Source organism: Sphingobacterium sp. 40-24, assembly GCF_001899705.1.
Lineage (GTDB): Bacteria > Bacteroidota > Bacteroidia > Sphingobacteriales > Sphingobacteriaceae > Sphingobacterium > Sphingobacterium multivorum.
In genome coordinates this window covers 77,797-99,856 of record NZ_MKWH01000060.1, presented here as the reverse complement: position 1 = coordinate 99,856, position 22,060 = coordinate 77,797, and the positions used below count along the sequence as shown (strand labels likewise).

The 22,060-nt window shown below is 40.8% G+C and carries 13 protein-coding genes; 12 read left to right on the top strand and 1 reads right to left on the bottom strand.

What is annotated here, in order from left to right; genetic code table 11:
- Positions 1 to 32: 32 nt before the first annotated feature.
- The 10 genes from BGP15_RS22125 to BGP15_RS22080 all read left to right on the top strand — a co-directional run bounded on the left by BGP15_RS22125 (position 33) and on the right by BGP15_RS22080 (position 16,117).
- A complete protein-coding gene (locus BGP15_RS22125; RefSeq protein WP_286770754.1) occupies positions 33 to 1,124 on the top strand; it encodes a DKNYY domain-containing protein in 1,092 nt (363 codons plus the stop codon).
- A 356-nt stretch (positions 1,125 to 1,480) separates the two neighbouring features.
- Positions 1,481 to 2,950: a hypothetical protein gene (locus tag BGP15_RS22120; RefSeq protein WP_286770753.1), complete on the top strand. Its 1,470-nt coding sequence runs from the start codon at positions 1,481 to 1,483 to the stop codon at positions 2,948 to 2,950.
- Between the two features lie 127 nt (positions 2,951 to 3,077).
- Complete coding sequence (locus tag BGP15_RS22115; RefSeq protein ID WP_286770752.1) at positions 3,078 to 3,605, top strand: RNA polymerase sigma-70 factor; 528 nt, start codon at positions 3,078 to 3,080, stop codon at positions 3,603 to 3,605.
- 97 nt (positions 3,606 to 3,702) lie between these two features.
- The gene (locus BGP15_RS22110; protein WP_201639765.1) at positions 3,703 to 4,650 is read left to right on the top strand and encodes a FecR family protein; all 948 of its coding nucleotides are present in this window, start codon (positions 3,703 to 3,705) and stop codon (positions 4,648 to 4,650) included.
- Positions 4,651 to 4,717: 67 nt separating this feature from the next.
- A complete protein-coding gene (locus tag BGP15_RS22105) occupies positions 4,718 to 8,062 on the top strand; it encodes a SusC/RagA family TonB-linked outer membrane protein (protein WP_286770751.1) in 3,345 nt (1,114 codons plus the stop codon).
- Positions 8,063 to 8,115: 53 nt separating this feature from the next.
- On the top strand, positions 8,116 to 9,636 hold the full coding sequence (locus tag BGP15_RS22100) for a RagB/SusD family nutrient uptake outer membrane protein (protein WP_046674178.1): 1,521 nt from the start codon (positions 8,116 to 8,118) through the stop codon (positions 9,634 to 9,636).
- The gene (locus tag BGP15_RS22095) at positions 9,630 to 11,483 is read left to right on the top strand and encodes an alkaline phosphatase (protein ID WP_286770750.1); all 1,854 of its coding nucleotides are present in this window, start codon (positions 9,630 to 9,632) and stop codon (positions 11,481 to 11,483) included. The genes BGP15_RS22100 and BGP15_RS22095 overlap by 7 nt, the downstream gene beginning before the upstream one ends.
- 165 nt (positions 11,484 to 11,648) lie before the next feature.
- A complete protein-coding gene (locus BGP15_RS22090; RefSeq protein ID WP_286770749.1) occupies positions 11,649 to 13,442 on the top strand; it encodes an alpha-L-fucosidase in 1,794 nt (597 codons plus the stop codon).
- A gap of 213 nt (positions 13,443 to 13,655) precedes the next feature.
- Entirely contained in the window at positions 13,656 to 15,551 is a 1,896-nt protein-coding gene (locus tag BGP15_RS22085) for a sensor histidine kinase (protein WP_286770748.1), read from the top strand.
- Between the two features lie 158 nt (positions 15,552 to 15,709).
- Positions 15,710 to 16,117 (top strand): response regulator, encoded by a 408-nt coding sequence (locus BGP15_RS22080; protein ID WP_286767618.1) that lies wholly within the window; start codon positions 15,710 to 15,712, stop codon positions 16,115 to 16,117.
- A gap of 103 nt (positions 16,118 to 16,220) precedes the next feature.
- Here the strand turns inward: BGP15_RS22080 and BGP15_RS22075 are convergent, their stop codons facing one another.
- Positions 16,221 to 17,996 (bottom strand): aminopeptidase P family protein, encoded by a 1,776-nt coding sequence (locus tag BGP15_RS22075; RefSeq protein ID WP_286770747.1) that lies wholly within the window; start codon positions 17,994 to 17,996, stop codon positions 16,221 to 16,223.
- Between the two features lie 232 nt (positions 17,997 to 18,228).
- On the opposite strand from BGP15_RS22075, the gene dacB reads away from it, so the two are divergent.
- Both dacB and BGP15_RS22065 read left to right on the top strand, forming a co-directional pair.
- Positions 18,229 to 19,653 (top strand): D-alanyl-D-alanine carboxypeptidase/D-alanyl-D-alanine endopeptidase, encoded by a 1,425-nt coding sequence (dacB, locus tag BGP15_RS22070; RefSeq protein WP_286770746.1) that lies wholly within the window; start codon positions 18,229 to 18,231, stop codon positions 19,651 to 19,653.
- Positions 19,654 to 19,746: 93 nt separating this feature from the next.
- Positions 19,747 to 22,029 (top strand): NADP-dependent malic enzyme, encoded by a 2,283-nt coding sequence (locus BGP15_RS22065; protein WP_286770745.1) that lies wholly within the window; start codon positions 19,747 to 19,749, stop codon positions 22,027 to 22,029.
- Positions 22,030 to 22,060 lie beyond the last annotated feature (31 nt).

Below are 22,060 nucleotides of genomic sequence, written 5' to 3'. Positions count from 1 at the left end.
AATAATTGCGATAAGATATAACGTTGGCGAGTATGAAAAATAGCTTAAAAATGGGAATCCTAAGTGCTTTGATAAGTCTACTCCTTTCCTGCAAGGAGCAGGTCAGTCCTTTATCTGAAGACTACTATAAAAAGAACGGCGCGATTTATTTTATACCGGGCGGCAATGGTTTTGAAAGAGGGTCGAGAAAGACCGTTGCCGATGTAGCTAGTTTTTCAGTGATTAAAGAGGTCTATGCCCGCGATAAGGATCGCATCTATTTTATGGGTTGTCCCCAAGAGCTGGTGGATGTAAAGACCTTTCAACTGAAAAACAGGATTCCTGTCGATCAACAACACGTATTCAAGTTTGAAGGTTTTGCGTCGGCTACTTCCGATTGCAACCAAAACCAGCTTACCATTATTGATGGAGCCGATCCGGCAACTTATACGACGTTATATGATCAACTGCCGGCACTAGCTAAAGATAAAGCACATTACTTTTATAAGTATCAACCCCTTCACGTCGACTATGCGACTTTCAGCGTTATCAACAGCAACTTTGTAAAAGATAAAAATCAGCTTTCGGTAGTCACCAACAAAGGTATTCTTTCGCTCCACTATAAAACAGCTCACGTTAAGGCTCTCAATGCGGCATATGTACTACTGGATAACCATACACTGCTTTACTACGAGCCTTATCAAGGCATCGGTATACTGGAAATCGAACTCCCTTCGTCAAACAACATAAAATTCCTCAATGAGAAAATGGTAATCATTGACCAATTGGTGATTATCTCGGGTAAGAAATTTGGATACCCTGCGGTCGATCCGGGCAGCTTTGAATTATTAGAAGGATCAAACGGAAACGCCACTTGGTCACGCGACAAAAATCATGTCTATTATAAGCAACAGATATTTTCAGAAGCAGATCCAAAGACATTCGAAGTCCTCAAGTTTGCTGTTGCAAAAGACGCAAACCACATTTTCATTGGCAATAAAATATTCAACGGACCAGATGTAAAAAGTTTCAAAAAGGTTGATAAATCCCGGGTGAACCATGATTTCGAAGATGACCTAGGCAACAGATACTGGTATCAAACCAACAAAGGGGAGGTTGTTTTGGTTCCGGTTACTAAAAAGTGAAAGACCTGCCCCCACTGTTCAATTATTCCCAGCTCCTGCACATTCTTTATATTGCCAGTTATACATACTTTGAGCCGATTAGCCAAATTAATCGGCTCAAAGAAAAAAGCATACGCAATATTGACATCCTTGGATGATATAACTATGAGTCCAGCAAAAGAAAAATTACATTCCTTTTGAATCATCAAGATAATCACTGAAATCGGCTATTTTTCCAAAGCCTGTTTTCCACTACTTTAGTTTCTAAACCAAGGGGGTTCAGAGCGTGTACGGTTTGCAATTCGGACTCAATCAACACGAGCAACTGCAACAACATGCGAGCTGCAAACAACCAGGTTCAATTAATTGAAAAAAGGATGATCAAATCATTATTGCTAAGTATAACAACGATACTATGTATGACGGCATGTGCACAGGATGCCATCACAATCACAAAAAATGACCGGGTTCGGGTTAAATGGATACCCTTCCAAACTAAAAACAAGCAGTTTGTCTATGTTGACACGGCATTCAGTAAGATGCTCTCCCACGAGTTCCATTGGGCTCAGCCTTTCACGTCCACGGGATATGCACTGGTAGCCAATGAAAAGGATCAAACGGGGATCATTAACAGCGAAGGTGAATTGGTAGAAAATTATTCTGACGCAGATTTACAGCTCTTAGACCTCAAGCAGCTGACTCTTCTGATGAAACGCCAGGAATATGAAAAGAAATTGCCCTTCTGGAAATGGGACTGGAATATCCTAAGCAGTTATATCAAGAAAACAGCTACTTATGTCAAGCTTGAAATACGGGTATTGGAAAGTAATCAGATTCTGCTGAAAAAAGATATTCCTTACGATGAGAACGAATATAACCTTGCAACTTACCCCTTAAACGACAAGCATCTGATCCTCAATGGGAACTTGTATCTGCTAAAAGATCAAAAACTTAAGAAAATAGAAGAACACATTGAAATGCCCTTGGAAAACGGACGTTATATTCCAGCATCAGCAAACAGTTTTACCATCCTTGATATCCGAAGCAAAAAACCGGTTTTATCCGCTTTGACAGGCATAGACAAAATAGACCTTCTTTGGAAAAATGAGGCCATACAGCTCGATTCTATCAATCAGGAGCGCTACAGCCCAGCAATCCCCAAACTACTAAAGGACAATAATACAGGCAGCATATATGCCTTTCCACAATACGACAAAGCTTTTCCAAAACAAATTAGACAAGCCAATGCGACACAGATTGCCTTTCTAAAAGAAATATCCTTAGTTTATTCGGTGACTAATTCGCCCTATTTTATTCTAGGCAGATTTAACTACGATCATGCCATCTGGGCTTATGATTGGTTATATATGGATAAAGATGGCAACTTATTGGACACCATCAAAGCCCCGAACTTCTATATCCTGGATCAGGTGGGTAATTTGGTCTGGCCAGACAAACACATGTTACTCACCTCGAATGCCCTGGAAAAGAATTGGAAGACCGGAAAAATAAAGTACATCGATTCATCAGAAGATCTTTATTTAATTGATGTAAAACGAGGTGATCTAGAACCTACAAAAGGCCTATGGAATTCAAGTACAAAGACTTGGGATATAAACCCCGATTTCGAACATATTGAAACCTTAGATGGTAAACGACAAATCTTTGCATTACAGGAGCATAAAGATGGTCGCTATACTTTATACAACAACAAGACAAAACAACGAATCGGCAACAAAAGCTACATGACTATCAATCCCAACGGGTGGGTACAATATAAAAATGAGTGCAATCGGGACGACGGCTATTTTATTGACATTGCTACGGGCAAGGAATATAAAGAATAAAAATATACCGCTCAATCTCAGCAAAAATTACCAAGATTAATTTATAACAGACAAAATATACTCTTTAAGATTTATTAACTTTAAAGGAATACTGAGTTATTAGCTTTGTCCAATTAAAACTGATCTTGTGAGCGAATTATTGATAGCATCATTAAAGCAAGGTGACCACTTTGCCATGGAACAGATTTTTAATCTGTACTGGGAAGCCATATTTGATGCAGCTTTTAAGAAAATAGGCGACGAAAATGTGGCTCAGGACATTACCCAGGAAATCTTCATTTCGCTGTGGGAACACCGTGAGCAGGTCATCATATCTGGTGGTCTTGCAGCCTATCTACATGGGGCTGTCAAATTCAAAGTAATCAACCATTTTCGGAATACGACAGTTAAAGATGGACATAAAGCCGAACTAGCGACTTTAATGAACCAACGATATGCGGATTCAGCGGACGACCTACTGCTCCTAAAAGACGCGCAGCAAAAAGTTGAAGAAGCTTTGATGCTGCTTCCCGAACGTATGCGACTGGTCGTCACCATGAGCCGAAAGCAAGAAAAGTCTATCAAGGAAATTGCGAGCGAGCTAAATGTCTCCGTACAAACTGTCAAGAACCAAATTACCTCGGCCATGAAACTGCTCAAAAAAAGCCTCTCTTAGGCAGTTCCTCCATTTTTTTTGAGTGTTAACAATAATTTAATATACTCCTAATATTTTCGACTATTACCATTTCCCATTTGAAGTGACATGTATTCAAATGAGGGAAGAAAAAGCAAAGCAGTTACTGCAAAAATATTTAAATGGAGAGGCTACCGCCGCCGAGATTAAGCAAGTCGAAGATTGGTACGCCCAACTGGATAACGCTGCAAAAAAAGTTCCGCAGGAACGAAAAGCTGCACTGCGCGAACAATTATTGGCCAATATTCAGTCCAGTATTTCAGAAAAGGGAAGTAAACGACCTTCCCTGCTGTATTCACCTGTATTCAAAATAGCAGCCGCTATTTTAATGATTGCTTCCATAGGACTTCTTTATTGGAAAGTAAATAATCAACCTATCACAGCATCTGCGCAGATCGTCACAACAACCCTTGCAGGGGAACATAAAAAGATTGTCTTGGCAGATGGTTCGGAAATTATCCTCGAACCATCTTCAAAAATCAGCTATCCAAGTAAATTCAAGGGCAATATCCGTGAAATAGCACTTACTGAGGGGGAAGCCTTCTTTGACATTGCCCACGACGAGAAGCATCCATTTCAGGTACAGCTTGCATCGAAGCTAGCAGTTAAAGTATTAGGAACCTCTTTTCGGATAAAAGCTTATCAGGCTTCCGATCAAGTCGAAGTCACCGTCGCTACGGGTAAGGTTGCTGTGGAGCAAAATGATAAGATCCTCGGCATATTAACCAAAAACCAAAGTCTACGCTATGATAAAGAGACCAAACAATCATCGCGCAACCTAGTAGAAAAAAATACAGCCGTAGCCATTGCGTTTGATGGAACACCACTTAAGGAGGTGGTAAAAAGACTGGAATATGTCTACAACATCGAAATTATCTTAAAAGACACTTCACTTTCGCCTTTAAAAACAACAGCTACATTCAATAGCACACAAAATCCGGCAGAAATACTGGATATCATCTGCAGCCTACATCACCTCAAGTACAGTACGATTGAAAAGGATAAAATATTTAAAGTCCACAAATAATGTCTAAAAATTTACCTAAAACATCTTAGTCACCATGCGTAATTCATTACCTAATCATTACAAAAAAATGAAAACACCTGCATTCAAAAGAGAATTCTCTTTTTATCGGATCATGAAGTATCCCTGCATCGCATTTTCGATTACTTCGGTATTCTGCAGTTCATTGATGGCCTCCCCAAGCATGGCCCAACGTCTGGACAAAAGCAGTGTAAACATCAAAATAAGCAAGGGCGAGAAACTCGATGTGATTCTACACAAAATCGAGAGTCTTTCAGGCCTTCATTTTGTTTATAATCCCGATCTATTGCAAGAACGTAACACGGTCTTAAGCGGCAGTTTTAAAACTGAACCAGTTCGCTCTCTTTTGAATAAGCTTGGAATCAATGCGGTGGAAAAAGAGGACTATGTGATCTTGAACACACAAGCAAACATGAAGGCAGATCGTATCGTGACAGGTTTTGTACGGGACACATTGGGAACTGCAATCGCAGGTGTTTCTGTAAAAGTAGTTGGTACGCAGGTTGGAACGACAACAGATACAAAAGGAGCCTTCCGAATCGAGGCAGGACCGCAAGCTGTACTTTCTTTTTCGATGGTCGGATTCCATTCCAAGGAAGTCGCAGTTGGTGAAAATGAAGTTATTAATGTAACGCTAAGCGAAGAACGTTCGACCCTATCCGAAGTTGTTGTTGTTGGTTATGGAACGCAGAAAAAAGAGACATTAACGGGCGCTGTAAGCTTGGTTTCACTTGACAAATTATCGTCTAGGTCTGTCAACAGCGTTGGCGAAGTATTGGCCGGAAAATCGCCAGGTGTTATTGTCACAAACGAAGGTGGTGACCCAACTGCTTCACCCCGTATCAATATCCGCGGTGCTGGTGGTATAAATGGTGAAAATGTACTCTATGTTATTGATGGTTCCATTTTCCTAGGTACGCCACAATTAAATCCCAACGACATTGAGTCTATTTCTGTATTAAAGGATGCTTCTGCAGCAATCTATGGTGCCAGAGCTTCTGGTGGTGTGGTATTGATCACCACTAAAAAAGGAAAAAAAGGACAGATGCAAATTAGCGTTGACGCCAAGTTAGGTCAACAAAGTGCATGGCGAAAATTACAGCCTTTAAATGCCGAACAACGTGCACAAGTCGCTGCAACAGCCGCTCAAAATGGTGGAACAACTATCCTACCTGCTTTTGATCCGACCAAATACCCAGAAGGTTTAGTCACCAAAACAAACTGGATGGACGAAGTTTTTAGAAATGCAGCACTACAGGATTACAATGCTGCAATTAATGGTGGTAGCGAAAAATCTAGTTTTTACCTCAGTTTCAATTACCGCAACGCCGAAGGTATTGTCCTAAATACGAAAACCAAGCGTTATAACTTCCGTATAAATTCAGAACATCAACTTACCCCCTGGTTGAAAGTTGGTGAAAACTTATCCTACAGCAGTACCAATGGAAATGGTGCCAATACGAGCAGCGATTATACAGGAGCGCTATTATCTGCCATCTATTATCCAACCAATGGAACTCCTTACAATGCTGATGGCAGCTTTGCCGGTCTACCAGGGCCATTCCCGGGCGATTACGGTGATATCATTAACCCTGTTGCCGAACTGATGCGCATCGACATCAACAATCCGGTCAATGTCCTTGTTGTCAATCCTTATGCGAGCATCCAATTGGCAAAAGGCTTAACATTCAGATCCAACTTAAGTATTACTAAATCAAACGCTAGATATAAAAGTTTTACACCACGACGTCCGGAAATAGGCAAACCCGTTTTGAGCAATAGTCTGGTTGAACGAGCTGATGATGCAAACGATATCCTTGCAGAACAAGTTTTAAATTACAAAACTTCTTTCGGCAAGCATCAACTTGACCTAACCGGTGGTTATACCTTCCAAAAGACAAAAAACACCTATCTATATACTTCCGGAGCAGGCTTTGATGATGAGTCCAAACAATACCGTTATTTAACAAATGCCAATACCATTCAACCTTCAGAAAGTGGCTACGCTTCAACAGCAATATCCTCGCTATTCTTACGAGCAAACTACAGTTACAATGATAAATATTTATTATCGTTGATTGGTAGACGCGATGGGTCATCCATGTTGACAAAGGAAAATAGATTTAAAAACTACGCTTCTGCATCAGCAGGATGGGTAATCAGCAAAGAAGAGTTTTTAAAATCAGTAACCTGGTTAGATCAATTAAAATTACGCGGTAGCTATGGTATTTTAGGTAATCTCGGTAGTTTGTCAGCTGCAGCTGTCAACCCGCTACTAGCATCGACACAAAGTTATTTCGGTCAAACACCGACCTTACAAAAAGGATACGTACAAACGATTCTGGCCAACAAGAACCTCACTTGGGCTGAAAGTAAACAGACTAATATAGGTTTAGATTTGGGAATTTTCAACCATTTTAACTTAGTCGCCGATTATTTTATTAAGGAAACAAATAAAATGATCTTAACCCGTTCACTACCAGGTACAGCAGGCTTAAATAGTCAAACGATCAACGCGGGTTTAGTCAAAGACAGAGGTATCGAGCTAGGATTGACCTATAATAGTTCAAGAAATTCCGACTTTACATATTCCATCAATGCAACCTTAACCAAATTAAACAACAAGGTTGAAGAATTAGCACCGGGCTTGAACACCATTGCTGTGGGTACTAATTTCAGAAATGAATTGGCTCCGCTCTCTATTACCGTCGGTCAACCGCTCTACAGCTACTATGTGCTCAAAACAGATGGTATCTTCCAGAGTCAGGCCGAAGCTGATAATTACAAAAACGCCAATGGACAAAAAATTCAGCCGAATGCAAAAGCAGGAGATTTCAAATTTGTAGACATCGATGGCAATGGTTCAATCGGACCTGAAGATCGTTATTTTGCGGGCAGTGCATACCCGGATTTCTCCTATGGATTGAGCTTTAATGCGAATTATAAGGATTTTGATTTCAATATTTTTGCTCAGGGCGTTCAAGGCAACAAGCTTTTCAACGCTATCAAAAGAACAACGTATAGTGCAAGTGGCCCTTCTTACAATAAGTTAACGGGTATTTTGGACGCCTGGTCTCCAGAAAATCCAAATGGTAAAGTGCCAATCATTTCCACCTCAGATGCGAACGGAAACTTCAATGCATCCGATTTTTACATTGAAAACGGTTCTTACCTCCGCATTCGTAACGTTACATTAGGCTACACTTTACCAAAATCAATTGCAAGCAAATTTAAGACGGGTAACGTACGCATTTATGCAACAGCCAATAATCTGTTCACCATTACAAAATATACAGGTTTTGACCCAGAAATTGGGATGGATAACAATGGTCTTGATGTCGGCCGTTATCCACAAGCCCGAAGCTTTATTGTCGGTTTAAATGTCAATTTCTAATCTTAAAACAATGCAGATGAGTTATACTTATCAGCCCTAAAAAATAAAAAAAAATGAAAACGAATATAAAATACCTTGCAATAGCTGCACTAGCATTTTTTGCATCGTGCAACAAACAGTTAGATATAACGCCAGAGGGCTCCCCGTCTGCACAGAATTTCTGGAAAACGGAACAAGATGCGATCAAAGCAGAAGCTGGTATGTATGAAAAGTACAACGAAGAGGATTATTATGGCCGTGGAATGTTCTGGTTTATTAATGCCAGTGACGACATGGTGACCGGACGTAACAAACCCGAAGCGGACAATATCAAAAATTTCAACCGCAATTACATCGGTGGCGGTTATACAGAATCGCAATGGAGCATGCGTTATGCGATTATAAAAAGGGCCAACGATATTATTATCAATGTTCCCAATATCTCCATGGATGAAGCTCGAAAAAAACAAATCATTGGTGACGCCTATTTCAATGCAGGCCTGGTTTATTTTCAGCTGGCAGCAAACTATGGTAACGACAAGGCAGGTGTGCCTATTGTTACGCCTGAAACAGATGCTTCCGTTCCGGTAGCCAGAGCAAACAACGTTAACGAAAACTACGATTACATCATTTCACTGCTATTAAAAGCGGCCGACAACCTTCCTTATTTTTCTGAGATGAAGGATACCGATTATGGTAAAGCCCACAAAACAGCTGCATGGGCCTATTTATCAAAAGTATATCTGTACAAAAAAGATTATACCAATGCAGCGAAGTACGCGGATATGGTGATCAGTTCGGGCAAACATGAATTATTGACCAACTTTGTGGATGTGTTTAAAGCCGCCAACAACTGGTCCAAAGAATATATCTGGTCGGTGGTCTGTACGCCAAATGGTGGTGGTACTGGCTGGGGCAGCAAACTTCCAGGTGTGATGTTGACCAACAAAGCTTGGGGAATTTACAACGGCTGGGGTTACTATCTGCCGACAAAAGAACTTTACGATTCTTTTGAAACAGGTGACTTGCGTCGTGAAGCAACAATCTTGAAACCAGGAGACAAATTCCAGTTTTTTGGCGCAGAACGTACATTTACTAAAGACGGTGGCGCGACTTCGAACTATCAGTTCAAAAAGTACATGGAACCATTTTCATATGCCAACCCTATTCCAACACATGTCAATCCAAATGGTGACAACGGCACTACAGACCTCAATGTACCCTTGATGCGTTATGCCGAAGTATTATTGATTAAAGCTGAGGCGGCCATTAATTTAAATGGCGCTGGTGCTGGTGATACCGAATTAAATAAAATTAGAAAAAGAGCTGGTTTAATCGCAAAAAGCGGAATGACCCTTGCTGACCTAAAACGTGAGCGCCGCAATGAACTTGCTGGTGAATGGGCAGACCGTCACCGCGATTTGGTCAGATGGGGCGATGCGCAAGCTACCTATGCCAAACCGCTACACGATTTTGATGGTGCTGTAATTTGGCCGGCTAGAAATTTCAATCCGCAAGTACATGATGTCTGGGCAGTTCCACAACGCGAGATCGACAACAGTTCCGGTGTCATTAAACAAAATGCAGGATGGTAAAAAACACTAAATTAATGTGGCTGCTATTTGCCAGCCTAAGCATTCAGTCAGTTTCTGCACAACAGAAACTGACTGCCAATGCAGGTCATAGCCACAATGATTACAAACAACAAATCCCGCTGTTGGAGGCTTACTATGCTGGAATGGGCTCTATCGAAGCGGACGTCTTCTACCGCAATGGGGAGCTCTACGTTGCTCATGAAAGCAGCGAAATCAAACCAGGGAAGACATTAAAAAAACTTTACATCGACCCTTTAATTGCCTTCTTTAAGGAGAACGGCAATAAACCTTATGCCAAACCTGAGCAAACCTTGCAGCTTGTGATTGATATTAAGGAAAATTACGAACAGGTATTGTCTAAATTGTTAGCCGATTTGAAGGGCAACGAATCTGTATTCGACCAGCAGAAAAATCCTTCCGCCATTAAAATTGTCGTCAGCGGTGAAATCCCACCGCCCGAAAAGTTCGACAATTATCCATCGATGATTTATTTTGATGGTAGGCCGGAAAAAGACTATACGCCGGCACAGCTCAAACATATTGGGATGATCAGTCAGGATATTAAGCAGTATTCTGTCTGGAATGGCAAAGGAACTCCCACTCCGCCCGACCTTGAAAAGATGAAATCTGTAATAGACAAAGCGCATAAATTAGGTAAACCCTTTCGTTTTTGGGCTACGAAAGATAGTCCCAATAGTTGGAAAGAGCTTGGTCACATGGGGGTAGACTGGATCAATACAGACCACCCTACTGCACTTAAGAATTTCTATTTAAATAACGCTAAAGTCGAATACGCAAATCCAAAGGCCTACATTCCCTATCAGCCAACCTATAAAAATGATGGTGCAACGAGCAAGGTCAAGAATGTTATTTTACTCATTGGTGATGGAATGGGCTTAGCCCAAATACAAGCAGGTTTAAGTGCCAATTTTGGTCAGTCCAATATCATCAATATGAAACATATTGGTCTTTCGCGCACCGAAGCATCCAACTCGGATTTTACAGACTCCGCTGCGGGCGGGACAGCTTTGGCTACTGGACATAAAACCAATAACCGTTACATTGGCGTGGATGCAGACGGTAAATTGTTGAGCGCTATTCCTGATACACTTGCTCAACACGGGATCAAAAGCGGTATAATCAGTGCGGGAGATATTACAGATGCCACCCCGGCTGCATTTTACGCACATCAGATCGATCGGACCATGTCACAGGAAATTGCGGCAGATTTCAAAAATAGCCATGTGGATATTCTCGTTGGATCCCGTCGCGAAAGCTTCCTCAACAACAAGGATAACACGCTGATGAAGCAACTGACGGCAAAAGGTTATCAGCTTCAGCAAAATTTAGGTGATTTTGAAAAAGCGACATCAGGCAAACAGCTCGTACTCCTGGCGGATTCTGCGACACGAAGAATACTCGATGGACGGGGAGAAATGCTAAAAACTTCCCTCTCAAAAACGATTGAGCTTTTGTCTAAAAATAAAAATGGCTTCTTTATCATGGCCGAGGGTGCACAAATTGACTATGGAGCCCATGCCAACGATCTTCCCTATGTTGTTACCGAACAACATGACTTTGATCGGCTTGTCGGGGAAGCCCTAAAATTTGCGGACCAAGATGGTGAAACACTCGTCATTGTCACTGCAGATCACGAAACTGGCGGACTTTCCCTGTTGGATGCCAATTATAAAAAGGGAACTGTTAGGGGCAATTTCAGTAGCGATGACCATACCAATATTATGGTACCTGTCTTTGCTTATGGACCAGGTGCGCAAAATTTTATTGGCATCTACAACAATACAGCAGTTTTTAAAAAGATTATCCAGGCCTTTAACTTGAAATAATCGCGTTAAAGCTTCATACTAAACAAAGACCCTTCGTTTAAATACGAGGGGTTTTCACTTTTTTACAGACGACATTTTATCCTTCACAGCCACTTCAAAACCCAATTTAAGGATCGATATTCGATTTTTTGCCTATCTTGTAAGTCAAAAAACAGAACAACCTTTATGATACCATCAATCAAGCGACTACTGATTCTGTCATTATTGCTATTCAGTATTTCAGCCAAACTATTTGCACAAACTTCTGAAAAAGCCTCATGGTTTAAAGATGCCCGCTTTGGCATGTTCATTCATTGGGGGCTGTACAGTGCAGCCGAAGGCATGTGGAAGGGTGAACCCTTACGTTATATGAATAACTATGCTGAGTGGTTAAGATATCGCAACCGCGTCTCCAAAGAAGAATACGGTACCTTGGCAAAACGTTTCGACTGGAGTAAAATAGATCCTGAGCAATGGGTTCTTCTAGCAAAAGAAGCTGGGATGAAATACATTATCATCACCGCCAAACATCACGATGGTGTTGCTCTTTGGGACACAAAAGTTGGTCATTATAGCCTTCCACAATTGAGTGGTTCCAATCGGGATGTCATCAAAGATATTGCAGTAGCCTGTAGAAAGCACGGCATGAAATTGGGTTTTTATTATTCACATTGGATTGACTGGGAACATCCATACGGCTGGAACCATCAACAGGAGCTGTCGGGACATGTTACCGATGCCCAATACAATCAATATTGGCAAGAAAAAGTCATCCCTCAACTGCGCGAACTGATGACCAATTATGGCGACATTGCCTTGATATGGTTCGACATGTGGATCCCTTATCAAAAATCTATTATTAAAAAAGAACAATTACTTCAAGTTGTCAAACTTATCCGTGAACTTCAACCTAATTGCTTGATTAATTCACGCCTAGGCCTTCCTACGGATGCAGAGAATGTGGATTTCGAGACATTAGGTGACAACCAATTTGGTAGCAATTACATTAACCATCCCTGGGAAACCCCTGGGACGATTGCCCATTCTTGGGGATACAATGGCCAGGAAAATGAATGGAAATCAACCAGTCAAATTTTCCAGTCCTTAATCTCCAATGTAAGTCTCAACGGCGGGTTCACCTTAAATATCGGACCACGTGCCAATGGAATGGTGCCCTACGAAAGTGTCAGTCGTCTGCACGAAGTCGGAAATTGGCTAAACACATACGGAGAGGGCATCTACGGCAGCACCGGCCTTGATCTAAAAAACAACCAGTTCGATTGGGGTTACCTGACAACTAAAAAGGAAGGGCAAAAAACAGTCGTGTATGCACACGTCTTTAATTGGCCCTTAGACCATACACTTCGGATTACAGGAATCAAATCGACACCAGAACAGGTTTCCCTGATGAAGGGAAGTGTATCAACGGCACTAAAATTTGATCAAAGTCTCAGTTTAATCCATATCCAATTGCCTGACGCGCAGCCGGATCATTATGTTTCAGAAGTTAAATTAACCTTTAATGGGCCGGTGGAACTAGACAAAAATACGGTCCCAGAATCAACCTTTGGTGGCTTTTCATTGAAATCAACCAATAGCCTCAACCAAGGACTCAAAATTGTACGCTATAACGGCAAAAACCCAACGCATGCGATCCTGACGGGGGATACGAAGATCGATTGGGAGGTAACCATCCCTGAAGCGGGCATCTACTCACTCGATTTTTCAGCACATAATCCCAATAAAGAAAACAGTGTTTTTGAAGTCAGTACGACCAATCAGCGGTTGGAAGGAAGTTTTGCTTCGACCAACAAAATGGTGGTCGAGCCCAATGAAAACAATTATACAGAAGAATTTGTCGAAAACCGCATCGGCAAATTTAAATTCGATAAGCCCGGAAAGTATATCATAACCTTTAATAGTAAACAAGTACAACCACTTTGGTTCAACTGGATGTGGCTAGAAAAAATTAAGAATTAGACAGAAGGTCTTAGGCACAGAAGAGGTAAAATACTAGCAGGTATATTGTTATGCATACATAACAATATACCTGCTAGTATTTTATATAAAAAGTTACATATTTTAATATTTATTTATTATTTTGGGGTAAAAGTTACCAATTTTGCAAATTAAGTACTCAATGAGTTGCTTATACTTTTAAATGAGAAAATTAACCCTAAATATGGTTGAATAATGCATCAGCAGCGGGACTCTTTATCTATGCTTTTTGATCAAACTGTAAATACAAGGTTGGAGGGAACAATCACGACCACAGATGATGGCACTATTCTACTATTCAACAAAAGGGCTCAAGAACTTTTAGACCTCGATAGTACGGCAGATAGCTACAAAATACAGGAATTAATAACGTTTTACACAGCAGATGATCTTTCGGTATTGTCGCCTACAGAAACGCCATTTTTTACAGCTCTTTCCAAAAACCAAGACCAAAATGAAATTATCCTAGGAAGAAAAAAGGATCAAGAGTTTAAATGGTATCAATTCGATGTTCATGTTATGATAAAAGACAATAAAAAAGGTCTTTTAATTTCATTTATGGATGTATCGAAATTGGTCAATAAAAACCGCGTCCTGGAAGATAAACAACACCAACTTCAATTGCTTGTTGCCTCATTGAATGATCTCGTATTTGAAGTAACCGATGCTGGTGTATTTAAAAACTACTGGACCAACAATCCAGATCTCTTGTTCTACAGTCCCGAAGAATTTCTAAACAAGAGTCTCACAGAACTCTTTCCGCCGGATCTTGCTGTACCCACTGTCCAATTGATACAAAATTCATTAAAATTGGACCGCGAACTTAAGATGGATTTTCAATCCAATTTAAACGAGCACAAGGACAAATGGTATCGTTTACAGATTAAACCTATACATAGGGCTCAGAACCGGGTAGCCCTGGTTATTTCCGACATTACAAAACAAGTCGAGTCCAATGAAAAAAGTAAATTCAATGAACACAAGTTTAATCAAGCATTTTATTTATCAGGTCTGGGAATTTCATTGACGAGTCTCGAAGGCTACTCCATAGAATCCAATAATATGTTAACCAAAATTCTTGGTTATTCTCACGAAGAAATGTCGAAAACCAAGTTTACTGATAGAACGCACCCCGACGATATAAACAAAGATGTTGAACTTAGAGAAAAACTTGTCAGGGGTGAAATCGACGCATTTACGCTTCAAAAACGCTATATACATAAATTAGGACATTTTGTATGGTGTTCTGTAACGGTTGCGGCAGTTTTTGATAATACCAATACCGCACAATTTCTCATCGTCCAGGTGCAGGATATTTCCGAATCAAAAAAGAATATCGAAATCCTAAAACGGCAAAAAATTGAATCGGATTTAGTCAAAATAGATCTTGAAACCAAAATACGGCAACTGGAAGAATTTGCGAACATACTTGCTCATGATCTAAAAGGCCCACTCAGCAATATACAGATGCTTATTGCTGAAATTAAGTTAACACATGATGAAAAAATAAAGGCTGATTTTGTGAACCTGCTGCATACGAGCAGTGACGATCTGACTGAAACGTTACATAATTTGGACGGAATACTTGATATTAAATCAAACAATTCACTGATTTATGAACAATGTAATTTTTTAGATATATTCAAAAAAGTGCAGCAGCAATTTATGGAAGAAATACAGCAAAAAAATGCAACTATTTCCATCGAATTCAATGTAAAAGACATCTATTATCCTAAGATTTATCTGGAAAGTATTTTCAGCAACCTCATCAGTAATGCGCTCCGATTTACAGCGACAGACCGAGCCCCTAAGATCGAAATACATACACATCAGGAACAAGAAGGAACGTTATTAACGGTTAGAGACAACGGGCTGGGCATTAACCTGCCAAAATACAAATCGGAGCTGTTTATGTTCAAAAAGGTTTTTCACCGTGGATTTGAGAGTAAAGGTGTCGGATTGTTTCTCATTAGATATCAGATCGAATCATTGGGTGGAAAAATCGATGTACAAAGTAAAATCGATTCGGGTAGCACCTTTTATGTCAAATTTTTAGAAAAAGCATATACAGATCCGCTGATACAGCTATAATAAAAAAATCAGCGTTCAATCCTGAAGCAGAAAATAACTGCTACGATCCTGGACAGCGTGATCTCATATATAAAAGAGTGAAAGAAAAACTGCGCTGTCAATCAAAACCAAGATGAGGGTTATTGACACGATGAAAACAATTATTAATCAAAAAGACCATGACTCCTGAAACCAAAAGAACGATCATTCTCATTGATGATAATGCCATTTTACGGACTATTTTCGCCCATATGCTACAGGGATTTACCGAATATGAAATTGACTTTCATTCTTTCAAAAATGCACTGGATGCATTGGATTATTTGGAGAACAATGACATCAGCCAGTCGTTGATGCCAGCAATACTCTTTGTGGATATCAATATGCCATTTATGACTGGTTGGGAGTTAATGGATGTACTTGAAAACCGGACCGATTTCATCAAGCAAACCAAGATTTTTATCGTCAGTTCCTCCACGAGCAAAAACGATCAGGAGCAACTGGCAAATTACCCTTTTATAAGCGGTTTTATTCTGAAACCTTTTGGAAAAGAATCCATTTATGAGATTTTGAAAAAAACCGATTAAAAAAACGGTCCCCCAACTTTTCTGCCTAAGTATTGGGGGACCGTTTATGTTGACAACTTCGTGTTGTGCGCAGCGGATAACCACTGTTGTTATTCTTTTTGGATTAAATCGCCTGACACTTGTCTGCCAACCAATTCTTTTCCTCAGCAGTAAGATGAGTCGATAATTGATCAAACACCCACTGATTATAGTTATTCAACCAAGCAATGTGTTTTTTATCCAATAGGGATTTTTCGATTAAATCGGTTGCGATATAACATATTGTTAGTGTCTCAAAATCCAGAAAGTCTCCAAATTCAGAAGAACCTGCCTTACGGGTCAACACAAGATTTTCAATGCGGATACCATGTTTGCCTACGCGATACAATCCGGGTTCTATCGATGTAATCATCCCTGGTTCAACAGCAACATCTATTGCAGCTGCATTGAACACTTGCGGACCTTCGTGTACGTTTAGGAAGAAACCGACGCCATGTCCTGTACCATGTCCATAATTGCGCAATGTTTCCCACAATGGACGACGCGTAATGGCATCGATCTGATAGCCGCGCGTTCCAGTAGGGAAAATGGCCTGAGAGCCTTCTATTGTTCCCTGGAGTACAAGCGTATAATCCTCTTTTTCCTCCTGCGTAAGACCACCAAGCGTTACCACCCTTGTAATATCCGTTGTACCAGTAGTATATTGTCCGCCAGAATCGACCAATAGTAAACCTTTAGGTTGTAATATATAGTTCGATTTTTCATTGGCTGAATAATGCGGTAGGGCACCGTGATCCAAGTATCCCGCAATTGTCGTGAATGAGACATCGACAAAACCCTCTTGACTTTCGCGAAATCCACGTAATTTCTCCGCAATAGATAATTCAGAAAGCTCACCAGAGGAGACATTCTCTTCCAACCATTTGAAGAAACGCGTCAACGCTATACCATCTTTTACAAACGTATGGCGGTTATTTTCAACTTCAACCTTGTTCTTAATCGCTTTCAAACTTGTTGAAGGGTTTATTTTCTCAACAATCTTAACCTGTTTAGGTATGCTATCGTAAACAGCAAAACAGGTACGTTTAGGATCAATTAAAATTGAAGTAACATCCAATGTAGGAATCGTTTCAAAAATATCTTCATAAGCCGAAACACCCACACCATAGCCTTTAAGTTCTTCAGTCGCCTGAGTTGTCAGCTTCGAAGGTTCGATATAAAGCGTTGCATTTTCTGGGGTAATCAATACAAATCCCAAAACAACAGGATTACATGGTACATCTTGACCACGGATGTTTAATAACCAGGCCAAGTCATCCAAAGATGAGATCAGATGAGCTTCCGTTCTATTCTTTTTCAACTCCGCACGAACAGCTTCAATTTTAGAAACCGTTGACTGTCCCGTAATATTTTCGTCCAGCAGGTAGGCCTGTGCCTTAGGCAGCGCTGGTCGTCCTTCCCATAATGACGATAACAGGTCAACATGGCCATCTACTTTGATCTCCAAAGGCTCCAAAGTATGCTGAACAGATTGAGCCACTAATAAAGAAGCGAGATTGCCGTCAAAAGCAACTTTAGCACCAGCGCCCAACTGCTCGCCCAACCAATCGGCATACTCCGCTGCGCCTTGCACTTTCAATTTCACTAATTCAAAACCTGTTCCTTCCAATTGTTCCACTGCTTGGACAAAATAGCGAGAATCGGTCCAAAGACCGGCAAAATCCTGTGTGATTGCCAACGTACCTGCTGATCCGGTAAAACCAGACGCCCAGGCAATACATTTATAACGTTCCGGTAGATATTCACTAATATGAGGATCTGAGGATGGAATGATATATCCATCGATTCCCTGAACCTTCATCGCCTCACGAATGGCAGCTAATTTTTCGATATGCTTCATGTCGTCTATACAATTTTATGCAAGTTAGGATTTTTTAGGGTCGAATGCCTAACTTTAAGCCAAATAAAACAAACGAACTACAGCGAACGCTTTTCCTAAAATTGGCAGTGTTCCAGTAATTACAATAAATCCGATGAAATATCCAGAATTGCCAGCACGAATATAGATAACCGTGTTTACAAGCTCATCGAAGATGAACTGGATAACTATAGGACGATAAAAAATAGTATATATGAACCAATTTGTGCTAAGTGCCATTGCCTTTTCAGCCTACACGTTAACGACCGTTGCTACGCCAGTATATGCACAGGATCTTCGCGGTAAAATTCAGGATGCGTTCACGCAATTTCAAAATCAGGAAAACCTCAGAAATGGTTTAAGCTCATTGACTGTTTTCGACGCAAAAACAGGCCAGACTGTATTCGCAGCAAATGAAAATATCGGACTAGCAACAGCCTCCACCATGAAGGTAATCACCTCGGCTACGGCCCTGGACTTCCTGGGCAAGAATTTTCAGTTCAAAACAACCCTGTATTATACAGGTGAAATCGACGAGAACGGAGTGTTAAACGGAAATATTATAGTGACAGGTACTGGAGATCCTACCCTCGGCAGCGCCCGCTACCCGGAGACTCAAGCAACAACAATACTGAACAAGTGGCTTACAGCAATCCAGAATGCCGGTATCAAAAGTATTAACGGGGCAATCATCGCCGATGACCGGCTTTACAATGGCAACCAGCTTCCAGGGGGCTGGATCTGGACCGACATGGGCAATTACTATGGTGCTGGAATTTCTTCCCTCAATTGGTGTGAAAATGCCTTTGGCATAAATTTTCTGCCAAGCACTAAAGTCGGAGCTAAAGCTGAGATCGCCAATTACACAACGCCAGTTCCGTATCTGGAAATCATCAATGAAACAACCACGGGTAAATCGGGAAGCGGAGACAATGTGTACGCCTATGCCGCTCCCTATTCGACAAAGATATTTGTGCGCGGCACCTATGGACAGGACCTCAAGAAAACTATCGAGCTCTCTTCGCCAGACCCGGCCTATGATCTCGCTTATCAATTAAATGAAGTACTAAGTAACAACGGTATTCCCGCCAGCGAACTACCAGCTACCGGGACCAAGATGGATTCAGTTGATATTTCAAAAAAACAGACCCTCGATATCCATTTATCTCCAACCTTAGACAAAATTGTCTACTGGTTTAACCAAAAGAGCATCAACCTTTACGGAGAGGCCTTGTTGAAAGCGATTGCTTATACAACAGCTGGTAAAACGGGCACCGACGATGGCGCGTATTATGTACAAAAATATTGGAATGCCAAATTAGGTATAAAATCCAGTGAACTCAATAGTATGGACGGTTCGGGACTCTCGCCTCAAAATCGAGTGACGACATCAGCGATGAATAAGATTATGCAGTATGCACAAAAACAGAGTTGGTATCCTGCCTTCTACGAAAGTCTTCCCACCTATAACAATATGAAGATGAAAAGTGGAACAATTGGCGGCGTACTTGGTTATACAGGTGTGCATACCAATAAAACAGGGCAGTCTTTTACTTATACTTTACTGGTCAACAACTATGCAGGATCGGCGTCCAGCATGCGTCAGCAAATGTTTAAACTATTGGATGTCCTGAAGTAACATATTATTGTCTAATTATAATAAGATATTGGCAAATATTTCCAATTATCAAAAAGAATGATAGATTTGTAGCCTTAAATTAATAAAATCGTAATGAGTAACACTAATCGTAAACAGGCAGCATTAAACTACCACGCAATGGGTAGACCTGGTAAAATAGCTGTTGTTCCGACCAAACCAACAAATTCGCAAAGAGACTTATCATTAGCATATTCTCCAGGTGTAGCGGAGCCATGTTTGGCTATTGCTGAGAACAAAGAAGATGCTTATAAATATACTGCAAAAGGAAACCTTGTTGCTGTGATCAGTAATGGTACAGCAGTTTTGGGCTTAGGCGATATCGGCGCCCAAGCTGGTAAACCAGTTATGGAAGGTAAAGGTTTATTATTCAAAATTTTTGCCGACATTGATGTATTTGACATCGAAGTGGACACCAAAAATGTCGATGAGTTCGTCAATATCGTCAAAGCATTGGAGCCGACTTTTGGAGGTATCAACCTGGAAGATATCAAAGCACCGGAATGTTTTGAAATCGAACGCCGTCTAAAAGAAGAAATGAACATCCCTGTGATGCACGATGACCAACATGGTACTGCAATCATTTCAGGTGCAGCATTGATCAATGCCTGTGAAATTATTGGTAAAGATATTTCAAAAGTAAAAATCGTCGTCAATGGCGCCGGAGCAGCTGCAATGTCATGTACAGCAATGTATATTTCAGTAGGTGCTAGCAAAGAAAATATTGTGATGCTGGATAGCAAAGGTGTAATCCGTACCGATAGAGAAAATCTAGACAGTATGAAAGCACAATATGCAACAGATCGCGATATTCGCACACTGGCAGACGCTGTAAAAGATTCAGATGTATTTATCGGTCTCTCGGCAGCAGACGTCATGTCGGCAGAGATGTTGTTATCAATGGCTCCGAACCCAATTGTATTGGCGATGGCAAATCCAAATCCTGAGATTGCTTATGATCTGGCGATGGCAACACGTAACGATATTATCATGGGTACAGGTCGTTCAGATTATCCTAACCAAGTAAACAATGTATTGGGTTTCCCCTATATCTTCCGTGGTGCTTTGGACGTACGTGCAACAGCAATTAACGAAGAAATGAAAATTGCTGCAGTGCGTGCAATTGCAGACTTGGCGAAACAACCTGTTCCAGAAGAAGTAAATCAAGCCTATAATACCAGCAATTTAAAATTCTCGGAAGAATATATCATTCCAAAACCTACCGATCCGCGTTTGATCACTGAAGTTTCTATGGCTGTTGCAAAAGCGGCCATCGCATCAGGTGTAGCACAGACCGTAATCGAAGACTGGGATCAATACAGCGATTCCCTACGTAAACGTCTTGGTAAAGATGATGCGATTATGCGCAATTTGACCATGGCTGCTAAAAGAGATCCTAAACGTGTTGTTTTTGCAGAAGCAGACAATTACAAAACGTTACGTGCGGCACAGATTGTTAAAGAAGAAGGTATTGCGATTCCAATTCTTTTGGGTAGAAGAGATAAAATCGAACGTCTAATCAAAGAATATGCTTTTGAACTGGATGGCCTTGAAATTATCGACCCAGTTGCTGAAGTTGATAACGAAACGGAGCGCTCGAAGAAATTTATTGAGCATCTTTATAGCAAAAGGCAACGTCGTGGTATTTCGAAATACGACGCCCGTAAGTTGATGTACGACCGCAACTATTTTGGCGCCTCTTTAGTGGAATTTGGCGAAGCTGATACCCTAATTTCCGGTATGACCAAAAATTATGCAAATACAATCCGTCCGGCATTACATGTAATCGGTGCTAAACCAGGCAGCCGTGTCGCAGGTATGTATATGATGTTAACTAAAAAAGGACCAATCTTCATGGGCGATACAACCGTAAATGAAGACCCTACAGCACAAGAATTAGCAGACATTACGCTGTTACTGGATAAAGCTGTGAAACGTATGAACATTCAGCCACGTATTGCATTACTATCTTACTCTAATTTTGGTTCAAGTGAAGGAAAAACGCCAACAAAAGTAAGAGCAGCAGCGCAGATTCTACACGATCAACATCCAGAGATTATTGCTGATGGTGATTTACAAGCAAACTTCGCCTTAAACAGCGAAATGTTGACCGCAAACTTCCCGTTCAGCTGCTTGAATGGAAAATCGGCGAATACACTTGTATTTCCTAATTTGGAGTCCGGAAATATCGCTTATAAATTATTGCAAGAAGTTGGTGAAGCTGAGGCAGTAGGTCCAATCCTTCTGGGTATGAACAAACCTATTCACGTATTGCAACTGGATAGCTCTGTGCGCGAAATCGTCAATATGGTTACCATTGCCGTAGTAGATGTACAAGCACATCTTAAAAATTTATAGAATAGCTTAAAATCTTCCTATATTCGTATAC